Raw genomic sequence first — 13,713 nt, 5'->3', positions numbered from 1 at the left:
TCAGGAAGACATGAAGACATTACTGCGCCTGTTAAAAAGTTTCTGGTTCCTGGTCCCGATACTGTGGCTGATCAGCCTGGCTGTCTGCTGGTTTTTCGCCCCAAGGATCAGTTGGCTGCAAGGCTACACGCTCGAAGCGATGGTGATCATCAGCGCCTTCTACCTGCTGCTGATCGTACTGCGCCAATACCGGCGGATTCGCACCGAACACAACCTCGAGAATCTGGTTCAGATCGAAGTTGACCGCTCGCTGAAGTCCACCGGCGAGTTCCGTGATCAGCAGGTGCTGCGCGACCGCCTCAAGCATGCCATTGCCATGCTGCGCACCGATCGTTCGGCAGGTGGTGGCGGCTCCTCGGCGCTCTACGATCTGCCCTGGTATCTGGTCATCGGCATGTCCGCAGCGGGCAAGACCTCGTTGCTGACCCGCTCCGGCCTGTCCGCCAGCATTGCCAGCAGCGCCAATGACACGGAAAGCGGCACCCAGCACTGCGATTGGTACTTCAGCCCTGAAGCCGTGATGATCGACACCGCTGGCCGCTACCTTCGCGACGATCAGTCCGCCAGCGAATTCGCGGCGTTCCTGCGCATGCTCAAAAAGCAGCGCAGCAAGGCCGCCGTCAATGGTCTGGTACTGGTGGTCAGCCTGCCGGAGCTGTTGGCCGCCTCTTCCGCCGAACGAAACGAAATGGGTGCGCGCCTGGTCACGCGCATCGAGGAATACACCGATTGCCTGGACGCCAATCCACCGATCTACCTGATGCTGACCAAGACCGACCAACTGCCCGGCTTCAACCAGGCCTTCGACGGCATGGACCTGAACGAGCGCCAGCAGCCGCTGGGCATGACGTTCGGGCTGAACGAGATCAACACCGAAAGCCTGCGCACGGTGCTCGATCGTAAGCTGGCGAACTTGCAGGCGCATGTCAGTCGCCACGTCGATGCACAGATTATCGCGCTGGGTGCCGATGCCAACAGCGCCCTGCTGAACTTCCCCAACTACTTTGCCGAGCTGTCGACGATCCTCGAGCAGTTCCTGCAGCATTTCGCGCGCAGTAACGTCAACGGTACTCAGTTGTTGCTGCGCGGCCTGTATTTCACCAGCGCCCTGCAAACCGACAAGCAGCTGACACCGGTGTATGAAGACGAGCTGTCAGAGTCGTTCGTCCTGCGGCCGGCGAAGCCATACGGTGCAGTGGAGGAAGAGGAAGAAGAACACCGGAAAATCAGTGATCGCAGTTACTTCATCACCGATACCTTCCGCCGCGTCATTTTCCCTGACCGTGACCTGACCCTGTACCAGTCACGGCATGGCCGCGACCGCTCGATTGGCCCGATCGTCATCGCTGCGGCGCTGTTCGCCGGGCTGGCCTTCATCGGCTGGCAGGCCCTGTCGTTCCAGAAAAACCGCGAGTGGCTGGCCAACATCAGCCAGCAGTTGCGCGAACTGGAGCAGTCCCCGGACCGGGCACAACGCCTTGCCTCGGGCCAGGGCCTGGAGCTGCTGCGCAATCAGCTGGCAACCATCGAGAAATACCGCACCAAGGGCGTACCGCTGCAACTCAGCGGCGGCCTGTACCGTGGCGACGATATCTACTTCGCCACCCAGACCGCCTACTTGCAGCAACTGCGCACCCAGGCGTTGGAGCCGATCACGCTGAAACTGCAACTGCAGATGCGTGAATTCAACGAGTTCGCCAAAACCATGGACCCGCAGTATGGCTTCGGGGCCGCTCCCGCCGGTTCCGACAGCAAAACCGGCAAGGCGCGTGCGCAAGGCCGGAAACTGCTGGACCGTGGCGCTCGCAACGTCGCTGCAGGCCGTCCGACAAGCCTGAGCAGCATTCCGCGCAGCACCGGCGACGTGACCAATCGCCTGACCGGCGCCGCGAGAAACACGGCCAGCCAGACACGCAGCGAGGCCATCGCCGCACTGCGTAACCCGGCCACCGCAAACGATGCGGCCGAGTTGTCGGCCACCACGGGCGGTTTGTCGCTGTCGGAGGAGATGCTCGGACGACTCGATGAACGGCAGGTGGCATCCATCATCGAGTCATACAACGCTCTCAAGCTTTATCTGATTCTGACTCAGCCGACCACGCACCCGGAAACCGAGTTCGTCAACGCGGCGTTGCCGGTGGCCTGGGCGGATATTTCCAGCGAGGCCAATCCGATCAGCGACGACGTCATCGAGGACAACTCGCCGGTCTACGTACAGTTGCTCAAGAACGGCGACGCGCCGGCCATGCCACGCAATGAGCAGTTGATCGACGAGACCCGCAAGAGCCTGAAGTTTTTCATGATCTCCAGTTCGCTGGTGGACCGTGAATACCTGCGCCTGCAACTGGAGTCCAGCCGTCAGTTTCCCGCTATCGGCCTGAATGATCTGGTGCCGATGCCGGGTCGTCAGTTGCTGTACGGTTCGGAAGCCGTGCCTGCGATTTTCACCCGTCAGGGCTGGGAAGAGTTCGTGAAGCCGGAGCTGATCAAGCTGGTGTCCGGCAATCTGCGTAACGAATCGGACTGGGTGCTCGACGGTGAAGGCGGCGACAGCGTGGTGCAGAAAGCCAACTTCGTCCGTGAGTTCATGTCCCGTTACAAGCGTGACTACACGCAGGTCTGGTACACCATGATCGACAGCGTGGGCGTGCGTCGCTTCAGCGACATGGCCAACGCCACGCAGCAGTTGTCATTGCTCAGTGACGTGCGCAATTCGCCGGTCAAGCTGCTGCTCGCCGCCGTCAACGACAACACGCAATGGGACGTCCCTGCTGTTCGCGAGGCGCAACAGACCGGGGTCAAGCGCGACGATGGCTTCTGGGGCAAGGTCACCGGCATCTTCGACAACAAGGAAGCAGCGGCCAGCGTACTGGTCTCGCCGCTGCCTGCGGTGGATGACGGCAGTCTGGCCAAGCGCTTCGAGCCTGTATCGCGGGTTTTCGCCACACAGAATGCCGAAGGCGCCGACAGCACCATCATGGATCGCTACCTGGCAGCACTGCGCAAGCTCAAAGTGCGAATGAACAACATCCAGCGCTCGCAGGATGTCGGCAAGAGCAGCAAGCAGTTGATCAGCGAAACCCTCGAAGGGCAGCCGAGCGAAGTCACCAACGTGCGTAACTACGTTGAAACCACGGTCGATACCAGCCAGGGCGGGCTTTCCACTTCGCTGCAAAGCCTGTTCAGCCTGCCGATTCAGTTCGCCTGGGAAACGCTGCGTGATCCGGCTGGCGAACAGATCGCCAAAGCCTGGGCCAAACAGGTCGCCAAGCCTTGGGAACAGGTCATGGCTCACCGGTACCCGATTGCTGCGGACAGCCGCAACGAGGCCTCGGTGAAAGACCTGCAGCGTTTCGTCGACCCGGAGTCGGGCCTGCTGCCCAACTTCAAACGCAATGAAATCGGCAATCTGTCCGATGGCGAAGGGCTCGGCATGGGCAGCGGTGCCAAGGCGGCGCCGCTGGTCAACCCGAAAATGGTCAGCAACATCGACAAGGCCAGTTCTCTGGGCGAAGTCATCGCCAGCCTCTCGGACCGCGACAACGGTTTCGAGATCATGCTTGAGCCGTCGGCCTACTTCACCGATATCATCTTCACGCTGGATGGCCAGGAGCAGCACTACCGCAACGGCAAGACCAGCTGGAGCCGCTTCTCGTGGCCTGGCACTACCACAGCGCCAGGCGCACGCCTGGATGTAGTCACCCTGTCCGGCGAACGCATTACCGTGTTCGACTACACCGGCCGCTGGGGCCTGCTGCGCATGAACGACAGCGCACGCGTCGCTGACCTTGACGGCATCCAGCAGAGATTCAGCTGGAACACGGCCAAAGGGCCGGTCAGTCTGGTGGTACGCAACTATGGCGGCGTGAAGCTGACCGACCTGGCCAACGTCAAGGCGCTAAGCGCGCTTAACGCAACCGATGGGCGGACCAAGTGAGGATGCACATGCTGGATCTGGAGGGCGGTCGATGATTGGCTGCTTCGGAAAAGTGCCCGCGAGCGCAGATTTCGTCAGCCTGCATGGTGCCAGCGACGATGTCTGCGAGTTCGATGCATGGCTGCAGGGCGCTCTCGCCGACATGCAGCACCGCGAAGACTGGCGCACGCTGTTCGATCGATTGCCCGTGTGCTTTTTCAGCTACCGGGCACGCAGCGGCAACTGGCTGGTGGGCGGTTTGATCAGTTCCAGGGACTCAAGCGCTCGGCGTTATCCGTTCTTCATCTTTCAAACGGTGAAGTCCAGTGACGCCGGGCTGTTTGTGAACCCGTTCACCCTGAGCGAACTGTTCGCCGGGCAGATCAAACCGCTGCTGCACATGGCCGCGCAAGGCGAAAGCACGGCGGTGCTGTTCGAACGCATCAGGGCCTTGCGACCGCTGCAAGGTCAGGATTTCGAGCTGTTCAGGCGTGTGCATGAGAAGTTTCTGGTGAACTTCACCCTGCGCGACATCGCGACCTCGCTGGAAAGCTCCTACCCGGAGTTCATCAGCAACGCCGTGCTCACCAGGCTGCAGGCGCTGAGCCGCCCATCGTCCAAGGCACCCGTTGGTATTTCGCTGCCACTGCCGGCAGAACGAGGCTTGAAGAACCCGACAGCCGATCTGTGGGTCAACTGGCTGACACGCATCGAACCGAACAGGGCGGTGCCGCAGATCAGCATTCTGGCGGATGATTTCATGCGCCCCCGGCTGTTCTGCTTTGCATCCCGCAACACCTCCGGCGTGTACCGGGTGGTGACGGGCGTGAGTGAGCATTCGGAGAGTTATGACGTACTGGCACCCTTCGACGCGTTCGACGAACACCACCGAGGCCATGTGTTTCCAGACATTGACCGCCCTCTTTATGACGTTATCGACCGCTTTGTCGATGTGCTGGATTTGAAGCCCGTATGAACAAGATCAAATACTACTTTTTGCGCTACCAGCCCTACGTTCTAGGGGTCTGTTTTTTCCTGGCGATCTTTATCGTCTGGAGCATCGGCCGTGCCCTGGGCTTCAGCTCGATGAACAGCCTGCTGACGGGGATCGGCCTGTTTCTGCTGTTGTCGGCAGCCTATGTGCTGTTGCTGTATCGAGGCGTATCACAGCACCAGAACCTGGAAGGCCTGCTGCGTGACGACGCCGACCAGGCGGTGCTCAACGCCAGCCCGGCGGACCGTGAAGAGGTCAGCCTGCTGCGCGAGCGCCTGCTGCAAAGCCTCGAGCGCCTGCAGAGCAACAAGCCGAACGGCAGCAACTCCAAGGACGCGCTATACGCCCTGCCCTGGTATCTGGTGGTCGGTCAGCCCGCAGCGGGCAAAAGCACCATGCTCTATCAGTCGGGCCTCAACTTCCCCTACGCAGAACGCGAAGGCGCACGCGTGGCCGGGTTGGGTGGCACGCGCAATTGTGACTGGTTCTTCAGCTCGGAAGCCGTGCTGCTGGACACGGCCGGTCGCTACATGAACGATCAGGAAGAAGCCGGCAAATGGCGCGCCTTTCTGCAATTGCTGCGTCAGCACCGCCAGCGCAGACCGCTCAACGGCCTGATTGTCACCGTCAGCATTCATGACATCCTGCAGTCCTCGGTGGAGGACCAGGAGCGCATCGCCAAGCGCCTGCGCGAGCGCATCCAGGAAACCCACGCGCTGCTGGAAGTGCGTCTGCCGGTGTATCTGGTGTTTACCAAGTGCGACCTGGTCCCGGGCTTCGTGCCGTTCTATCGCCAGCTTGACGACGTGGCGCGTGGCGAAGTGATGGGCAAGACCTTCCCGCACAAGGGCTTCGAGCAAGCCGACTGGGGCCAGCGCTTCGGTGTGGCGATGGAAGAACTGATCAATTACTGGAAACAGATCGCCAACCAGCAACTGGTGCTTCAGGACATCCAGGTCACTCGTCAGGACACTGCGGTGTATCGCTTCCCACTGGAGCTGGAAGCCTTGAAACCGCGCCTGCTCCTGTTCGTCGATGCTCTGCTGCGCGCTAACCCGTATCAAAGCGCCGAGATGCTGCGCGGCTTCTACTTCACCAGCGCACTGGACGCCGATCAGCCCGAGATGGGCGGTCATACCCGCCAGGTCACCGAACGATTCCAGCTGGAAAGCGAGCAGGAAGCTGTCGATGGCAATGTCCAGCCGCACCCGCTGTTCATCAACAGCCTGTTCCGCAAGGTGATCATCCCCGATCAGCATCTGGTGGCGCTTTACACCACCAACCACCGCGAACGTCGCCGCAAGGCCGCCTGGATCGGTGGCGCAAGCCTTGTCGCGTTGCTGCTATGCAGTCTGTGGGGCTGGTCGTACTGGAACAACAAGGACAACATCCAGTCCATCTCCAGCGAACTCGCTCAGGCCGCAGCCGAGGACAGCAAGGCCACCGGGCAGTACACCGAGTGGCAAACGCTGGATCGCATGCGCTTCTGGACTTCGCTTTACTACGATCGTCATCACGACGAAGGCGTACCACTGCGCTTGCGCCTGGGTCTTTACCGGGGCTATGACGTCGAGCCGCTGCTGCGCACGCGTTACTTCAACCGTCTGGAAACGGTGATGCTCAAACCGACCGCAGACAACCTGACGCGCTCGCTTTACCTGCTGACCACCATCAAGGTCTACCAGCGTAATGCCAAGGACCTGATGCCGGTCACCGGTGTGGACAGTGTCGAGCCCAAGGCGCTGCCGCCGGATAACCGCGCGCAATCCATCGCTGCCTTCGGCAAGGCCACGCTGGACACCTACGTAATGTTGTCGCGCGCCCAGCGTGAAAAGGCTGACCCGGCGTTCCTGAAAGCGAAGATGCCTGATTACTGGTACCCGGCCATCGCGCGTCAGACCGGCAAGACCATCACCGCGAATGCCGAGGCAGGCTCCAATCAGGATTACGAGTACGCCAGCCGACAGATCAACTTCTACAGCGATCAGATTCACGAACTGGACGTGCCGCGGATTCTCGACAACGCATTTCTGACATCCAGTTCGCGTAATTACATCAACAGCCTGTTGACGCAGTCGTTGAAGGCTATCGAAACGATAACGCTGGAATCGGACACGCTGTTTGCCTTTGGTCGTGCCGATTTCCAGAGCCTTAAAACCGAAGGTCAAAATCAGTTGAGCGCGATCGCCGGCAAGCTGTTGAGCACACCGAACATCGGCAAGATCGTGATTGCAGGTCACGCTGACCAGCTGGGCGACCCGCAGAGCAACATGCAGGTGTCCAAACAGCGCGCGCAGACCATCAAGACTTACCTGGTCGGCAAGGGCGTGCCCGCCGAGCTGGTGGACGCGGTTGGTGAAGGCAGCGAGAAGCCTCTGGTCAAATGCGATATGCAGCAACCCAGAGCTCAGCTGATTCAGTGCCTTGAGCCGAATCGACGCGTGGAGATCGAAGTACGCGCGCTCAATTGATCGCGCGTTGGCGAGCAAACCGAAGCCCGGGTTGTCCATATGAGACCTTGGCCGTGGCAAGAGAACCTTTCTTGATCGTTTCAGGAAGGTTAATCAAAAGGGCCGTGTTCTGTCCGCAGACGCCACGGCTTTAAATGAAGAAGGAGAAGCAGAAAATGGCATTTGACGCATACATCCAAATCGACGGCATCCCAGGCGAAGTTCTGGACGACAAGCACAAGGACTGGATCGAAGTGTTGGGCTACGAGTTCGGCGCTACCCAGGCCACCTCGGCGACCGCAAGCTCTTCGGGCGGTGCTTCGTCCGAGCGCGTTGCACTGAGCGACTTCAGCATCCGCAAGTCTGTGGACAAGGCTTCCGCCAAGCTGTTCGAAGCGTGCTGCAAGGGCACTCACATCGCCAAGATCCAGCTGAACGTCAACCGTGCAGGCGGCGACAAGCTGACCTACCTGACCATCAACCTGGAAGAAGTGGTTGTGTCTTCCGTGAAGGCGGTTGCTGGCGGTAGCCAGAAAGGCGAAGACAACGCAGTCAGCGATCTGCCGATTGAAGAAATCAGCTTCAACTTCGCTCGCATCAAGACTACCTACACCCAGCAGAGCCGTTCCGATGGCCAGGGTGGCGGTAACGTCACTGGCGGCTGGGACCGCACTGCGAACAAAGTATTCGCATAAGTCCGTGACACATCGGGTCGCGCAAGCGGCCCGTCTTCAACACCGTGTCTGCCCAGGCACGGTGTTCTTTTATCCTCTGATCAGAGTTGACTATGTCTGAATTTCTCAACGACCTTTCGCTTGCCGATCTGACGGCACCCATCAACGGGGGAAGTGGCGAGGACCTGAGCTTTTCCACCCTGTTCGATCAGGTCAAGGAAGCTCGTCGAGCAGACCCCGACTACCTCACCCAAGGTGACTGGCAAACCGATCTCAAGTCCTCGGACTGGGAACAGACCATCACGTTGGCCGCACAGGGCCTTGCCGAACAAAGCAAGGACCTGATGCTCGTCGCCTGGCTCAGCGAAGCCCTGGCGCACAAATACCACTTCGTCGGCATCACCTTCGGCCTGACCGTGGCCGAGCGGATCCTGCAAACTTTCTGGGACGATCTGTACCCGTCTCTGGAAGATGGCGTAGAAGAACGCGCTGCCCGCCTGGCCTGGCTGAAAACCACACTGACCGAAGTCGTCGGCGGGCTGCCGATCACCCAGGGGCAGAACTTTGGCCTGTTGCGCTACGACGAGTCGCGCCACGTTGAAAACCTCGCGCTGCAAAATCCCAAGGCCATGCAGTCCGCTGTTGAAGAAGGCAAGATCAACGCCGAAATCTTCCAGCGCTCGGTGGTCCTGACCGACTCGGACCATCTGCGCCTCAAGGCCAGCGAAATCGCCGCCAGCTTGTACGCTTGCCAGCAGCTCCAGGCCACTGCCGATACCCTGTTCGGCCGCGACGCGCCGAGCCTTGTCACCCTTAGCGACATCCTGCAACGCGCCGGGCAACTGACCGAAAAACTGCTCAAGGACCGCGGCATCGAACTGAGCCCTGCCCCCGCCGCCGCTCAGGCCGCCCCCGAAACCGTCGTCGACCAACCCGCAGGTGCCGTAATGACCCAGGCCAGCCAGGACAGCGCGTCCGCACCACTGCGCACCACCCCGACCACACGCGACGAAGCCTTCACCATGCTCGCCGGCATCGCGCAGTTCTTCAAAAACACCGAGCCGCAAAGCCCCGTCCCGTACCTCATCGAGCGCGCCATCAAGTGGGGCAACATGCCGCTGGAAGGCTGGCTGAACGACGTCATCAAGGACAGCAACGTCGTGGACAGCATTCGCGATGTGCTGGGTACGAAAGAGCCTAAGCAGTAAGGGCGATCTGGTGGATCGGTCTGTATGAAGGTGCGTACAGACCGTCGGGAAATGCACCACGAGGCGAGTCTGTCTGTACGACTGACGTGCCCATGATTTACCCGTATTTTGTGTCGTACCCAGCACTGCAACAGGGAACGACCATTCACAGGATTCACACACATCAGGGATTAGAGAATGAACACGTCAGACCCGGTAAACGCATCAGGCCACTACAGCGACAAATGGAAAGAACGCTTCGCCTTTTTTGAAGCGCACGGCGGCCCAAGCGCACCGGGGTTCAGACCCGCGCTCAAGCAACTGCCCTTTCTGAAAAAAGTGAAAATCAACTTCAACTTCTTCGCGTTCTTTTTTGGGCCGGTTTATCTGTTCATCCTGGGGCTGTGGAAGAAGAACCTGTGCATTATCGCGATCATGATAGTGGTTTCTGTCGTGCTGAACATCGTGATGGACATGTTTGAGTTCCGCTACGCCAAGGAGGCGAGTTCTGCGCTGGGTTTTGTGTTTAATGCGTTGTATGGGCAACTGACCAATTATGCGTATTACCTGAAGGAAGTGAAAGGCGAGCAGAGCTGGAATCCATTTGAGGGCTTGCGTTTGTGAGGCGTGGAGCGTGTCAGCTGAAGGGTAACGCCGAGTGTGCTGGTTTCTCATCTGCAGGCTTCCGTGGTGGCTTTATGGATGTTCCAGCGCAAGCCGTCGCGAAAATAGAGTCCCGTGTCTATGAGCTCGCAAAAACTGCATGGGAAAATGACATGTATAAAAATCCAGCGATCATAATCGAGATTCTTGCGCTAGTTTCATTAGCCTTTTTTACTGCTTATGCACCTGTCAAAACGCTGTTTTTATTATCCACAGGTAAGAATCCTCTCGATAACGTCGCTCGCGTCTCTTACGTAGCGTCTGCCTGCTTATCGTTTGGCGGAGGTGTCTACGCATTACTGTTTGCCATGGTTCTAAATTCCGATGACTCCAAGTATGTGGGCGCATTCCCTTGGATAGCGAGCTACCTGTTTCTCCAGGCCTTGGTAATGGCGATTTTGATCCGTTTAACAAGAGCCACTTCTAAAATGGACAAATACATATGACCGCTCAGCTTTTGCTAGTCCACTCTTGACTTAGCTGTATCGCACTCATTCAACACGGCATGAAGCCATCACCTACAGGGAAGCAAGTATGCGACCAATCATCGTGATCAACGATCCTACCTCCGATGCAGGTCAGGTCCTCGAGGGATCGCCCAGCACGTTCATAAACGGTTTGGCCGTGGCACGGGTCGGGGACCGAGTGTCCTGCCCGCATGGCATCGGGACCATCGTCAGCGGGGATGAAACCCTGCTGGTGGATGGTCGCCCGGTTGCTCGGGAAGGTGATTTTATCTCCTGTGGTGCGCGGCTGATGACAACGCAGCAGGATACCGTGGACCTCTAAGGAACAGAGATGAACACAACACTCAGCAGCAACGCACCGGGAGCTTGACCATGACCACACCTTCACTCACCACTCCGGTCGCTACCAGCAAGAACATGTCGTGCAACATCAATCTGCCGTGGTTTGTGCAGGGCACCGAGTATTGCCCGACAGAGGCTACGTTTGAGCCGTTGGTCAATGGCGAGCGTGCGTTTGGTGCTGTGTACGATGCAATCATGGCTGCCAAACAGAGTGTTGAGATCATCTGCTGGGGGTTTCAGCCTTCGATGTATTTCAAGCGTGGCGATAGCTGCTCGTTATGTATTGGTGAGCTTCTGGCACTGAAAGCCCAGGAAGGGGTTCAGGTCAAAGTCCTCTGCTGGTATGACTCGACCCACATGGCCCAATCGATGGAGAATCCGACACCCGGCGATAACGTCAGCAACTGGGCACCCGGCCTTGATGATTTTTTCCACGCTACCTCTATTTCAAAAGAGTTAGGCTTTGATCGCGTGAACAAGAAGCTTGAAGAGTTGCGCGCTAAAGGCGAACAGAATCGCAACAAAGACCAAATCGAGATCGACAAGTTGTGGTACCGCCAGGTTCGCCTCGCCTACACAGGCGCTGAAACCGGCCCTATCGAATTAGGTCAACGCTTTTTTCGCGTGATGGGATGGGCCGATGAAGAATCTATCAAAGATACGACTTTACAGTTCGTCACACGCGACTTCTCTGTATCTGACCGAGTGGAAATTGCATGGCGATTAGCGATGGAAGCACTTGATCAAGATCGCAGTAAAACAAATAAAGTAATGAGTACCACGGCTATGTTTCTCGCACCGACTCACCACCAAAAAATGGTGCTGGTAGATTACGAGAAGCCCGAGCTCGCGGTTGGCTTCGTGATGGGGCACAACACACTGGATGCTTACTGGGACAAGGACGACCATGCCTATGAGCGAATGGCCGCGCAGAAAGGCCGAAACGGGGCGACACCTCGACAGGATATTTCGAGCCGTGTCACCGGCCCCATTCTTGAATATCTGAATCAGAATTTTTGTGAGGCTTGGGAGAAGGAAACCCATATCAATTTGCTTCCCGCTCGCAAGCACATTGTTGATCAGCTAAAGGCTCGCCAAGCCTATGGCACGCCACTCATGGCGCAGATCCTGAGAACTCGCAGCCAAAGCAACGTGAGGGATATTGAAAAGCTTTACCTGAAGGCGGTAAACAATACGACCCAGTTTATCTACATTGAGAATCAATATTTCCGCTGGCCGCCGCTCGCGGAGAAGATCAAAAGCGTTGTCCAGAACCTTCTGGATGGTGGTCGTGATCTGGAAGTAGACGGTCCCGTATACCTATTCGTTGTTACGAACTCGTCTAACGAAGGCATGGGGGACGGATCTGTCAATACATTTCGCATGCTAAAGCAACTGGGGCGCCCAGAACTACTGCCGGGAGTTGCGAGGGCCGAGCGGCATGACGAACTGATGGATGAATTATACGCCGCTAAGCAGGAAGAGCTCTTGGCAACTCAAAAAGCTGCGGCCTTCAATCAGGTCCACGGGATTGATCATACTGAACGAGCCGCCCGCATTTATGAACCGCTGAAAAATAAGCTGGCAGAGGCCCGAGCAAAGGTCGCGAGGCTGGAGCAGGAAATGCCCGAAAAAGATGCCGAGATTGTAACGCCTTCAGAGATCGAGGGTCTCAAGATACATATATGCACGCTAGTAGCACCTGACTCCCCTCCAAACGACTGGATGGATGTCTATGTGCACAGCAAACTGATGATCGTCGATGACGTATTTACTACTATCGGCTCTGCCAATATCAATACTAGAAGCATGCAGGTAGATACCGAACTGAATATTTGCGTTGAAGATCCTTCCGTGACGAAACCTCTGCGTGAGCATTTGTTTGGTATACATACAGGTAAAACAACAACTGAACTCGATATAAAAGAAACGTATAGAAAATGGCAGGACATCATGGACAACAACAAAAGCAACAGAGCTCAAGGTACACAAGATACTCCAGCAGCAGAGCCTAATAGCCCTGTCGCCTCACTGGTCGAGTTCTTACAAGAAAGCCCAGCCAGAAAAAACCTGGATTAACAATGAAAATTAATTTAATTAGTCTTTGCCTACTGCTAGCTTTAACAGCCTGTTCAAAAAAGGACGATGAAATGCCAAGCAAATCACAGATCGACTTTGCATATGAGCGATTAAAATTTCAATGCTCGCACGAATCTGACGTTCTACAGAAACCAAATGAAAAATCTGACATTCTTTATAAGTATGCGCTTTTCCTAGAAAAACAAAAAAAAGAAAAAAACTACGATCAGATTGCAAGATTTTATCGTATTTCTGCCGCATATGATCATTACAAATCAGCTACCAACTTACAAAACTTGCTTTCAAGCGGTCGCGCAAAATCACCAGACCCCAGAAAAGAAACGATTGACCTAGTGGAAAAATACATCTCCCAAAACGTGCCCAGTGCCTACTATGACATGGGGCATTATCTTGAAATAGGATATGGAGTAAAGCAAGATATCCCTAGTTCTCGCGCTTACTTTCGTAGAGCAGCTGACCTCGGCAGCCCTGACGCACAGTATTACATAGCCGAGCTACTGACTAAAGTGCCTAATACTGCAGATATTTCGCAGTCAATGTACAAGTGCGCAATGGAACAAGGCCATTCGATGGCTGGAAGAAGATACGCTAGCTATGCCTCAGTCACAAAATCCTACGAAGACGCCGTAGTCGGTTATCAACTCTCAACTAAAGATGGAGATGATATCAGTGCTCATCGCCTGGCACGCGGTTTTGAAGATAGAAAACCTTCTGACAGACTTTATTATTTAGCTTTGAAAAAAGATGAAGAGCGCGTCGCAAGATACGACAAAATTAGCGATTTCTTATTACATCATGAACATCTGGGCGCCAAGATCTCTGATCTGGATGACATTGTTCCACTGCCCCCAGCACCTTTGCCAGAGTGGGACGGCACGTTCAAATGGAAGCGTGATCGTGATGCCGCTGCACCACCTTCG

Annotated in this window: 10 protein-coding genes; all 10 read left to right on the top strand. The window is 56.6% G+C overall.

The features are described 5' to 3' along the window. Window positions 1–10: 10 nt before the first annotated feature. Window positions 11–3,937, top strand: coding sequence for a type VI secretion protein IcmF/TssM N-terminal domain-containing protein (locus tag AO388_RS06615; protein ID WP_058416211.1), 3,927 nt, complete (start codon window positions 11–13; stop codon window positions 3,935–3,937). Window positions 3,938–3,968: 31 nt separating this feature from the next. Then, window positions 3,969–4,892: a type VI secretion system-associated protein TagF gene (tagF, locus tag AO388_RS06610; protein WP_003318808.1), complete on the top strand. Its 924-nt coding sequence runs from the start codon at window positions 3,969–3,971 to the stop codon at window positions 4,890–4,892. Further along, window positions 4,889–7,381 (top strand): type VI secretion system membrane subunit TssM, encoded by a 2,493-nt coding sequence (tssM, locus tag AO388_RS06605; RefSeq protein ID WP_003434838.1) that lies wholly within the window; start codon window positions 4,889–4,891, stop codon window positions 7,379–7,381. Before tagF ends, tssM begins: the two co-directional genes overlap by 4 nt. Before the next feature lie 155 nt (window positions 7,382–7,536). Continuing rightward, window positions 7,537–8,055 carry an Hcp family type VI secretion system effector gene (locus AO388_RS06600; protein ID WP_003318810.1) on the top strand — a complete coding sequence of 173 codons (519 nt, stop codon included), beginning with the start codon at window positions 7,537–7,539 and terminating at the stop codon, window positions 8,053–8,055. Between the two features lie 92 nt (window positions 8,056–8,147). Then, entirely contained in the window at window positions 8,148–9,242 is a 1,095-nt protein-coding gene (tssA, locus tag AO388_RS06595) for a type VI secretion system protein TssA (protein WP_024649545.1), read from the top strand. Window positions 9,243–9,419: 177 nt separating this feature from the next. Then, window positions 9,420–9,845 (top strand): DUF2628 domain-containing protein, encoded by a 426-nt coding sequence (locus AO388_RS06590; RefSeq protein WP_058416210.1) that lies wholly within the window; start codon window positions 9,420–9,422, stop codon window positions 9,843–9,845. A 74-nt stretch (window positions 9,846–9,919) separates the two neighbouring features. Next, a complete protein-coding gene (locus AO388_RS06585) occupies window positions 9,920–10,330 on the top strand; it encodes a hypothetical protein (protein ID WP_223272564.1) in 411 nt (136 codons plus the stop codon). Between the two features lie 88 nt (window positions 10,331–10,418). Beyond that, window positions 10,419–10,673 (top strand): PAAR domain-containing protein, encoded by a 255-nt coding sequence (locus AO388_RS06580; RefSeq protein ID WP_058416209.1) that lies wholly within the window; start codon window positions 10,419–10,421, stop codon window positions 10,671–10,673. 50 nt (window positions 10,674–10,723) lie between these two features. After that, window positions 10,724–12,772, top strand: coding sequence for a phospholipase D-like domain-containing protein (locus tag AO388_RS06575; RefSeq protein WP_058416208.1), 2,049 nt, complete (start codon window positions 10,724–10,726; stop codon window positions 12,770–12,772). Window positions 12,773–12,774: 2 nt separating this feature from the next. After that, window positions 12,775–13,713: SEL1-like repeat protein (locus AO388_RS06570; RefSeq protein WP_236713902.1), on the top strand; the 939-nt coding region annotated here is incomplete at its 3' end.

This window comes from Pseudomonas sp. ICMP 10191, assembly GCF_001467335.1.
In the GTDB taxonomy this organism is placed as follows: Bacteria; Pseudomonadota; Gammaproteobacteria; order Pseudomonadales; family Pseudomonadaceae; genus Aquipseudomonas; species Aquipseudomonas cerasi.
Note: the sequence above shows the minus strand (reverse complement) of the source record. Positions and strands in the feature narration are given on the sequence as shown.

Excerpts from the sequence above, each read along its gene's own strand:
- tagF (WP_003318808.1), top strand. The coding sequence starts at position 3,969 with ATGATTGGCTGCTTCGGAAAAGTGCCCGCGAGCGCAGATTTCGTCAGC.
- AO388_RS06600 (WP_003318810.1), top strand. The coding sequence starts at position 7,537 with ATGGCATTTGACGCATACATCCAAATCGACGGCATCCCAGGCGAAGTT.
- AO388_RS06585 (WP_223272564.1), top strand. The coding sequence starts at position 9,920 with ATGGATGTTCCAGCGCAAGCCGTCGCGAAAATAGAGTCCCGTGTCTAT.
- AO388_RS06575 (WP_058416208.1), top strand. The coding sequence starts at position 10,724 with ATGACCACACCTTCACTCACCACTCCGGTCGCTACCAGCAAGAACATG.
- AO388_RS06615 (WP_058416211.1), top strand. The coding sequence starts at position 11 with ATGAAGACATTACTGCGCCTGTTAAAAAGTTTCTGGTTCCTGGTCCCG.
- AO388_RS06590 (WP_058416210.1), top strand. The coding sequence starts at position 9,420 with ATGAACACGTCAGACCCGGTAAACGCATCAGGCCACTACAGCGACAAA.
- AO388_RS06580 (WP_058416209.1), top strand. The coding sequence starts at position 10,419 with ATGCGACCAATCATCGTGATCAACGATCCTACCTCCGATGCAGGTCAG.
- tssM (WP_003434838.1), top strand. The coding sequence starts at position 4,889 with ATGAACAAGATCAAATACTACTTTTTGCGCTACCAGCCCTACGTTCTA.
- tssA (WP_024649545.1), top strand. The coding sequence starts at position 8,148 with ATGTCTGAATTTCTCAACGACCTTTCGCTTGCCGATCTGACGGCACCC.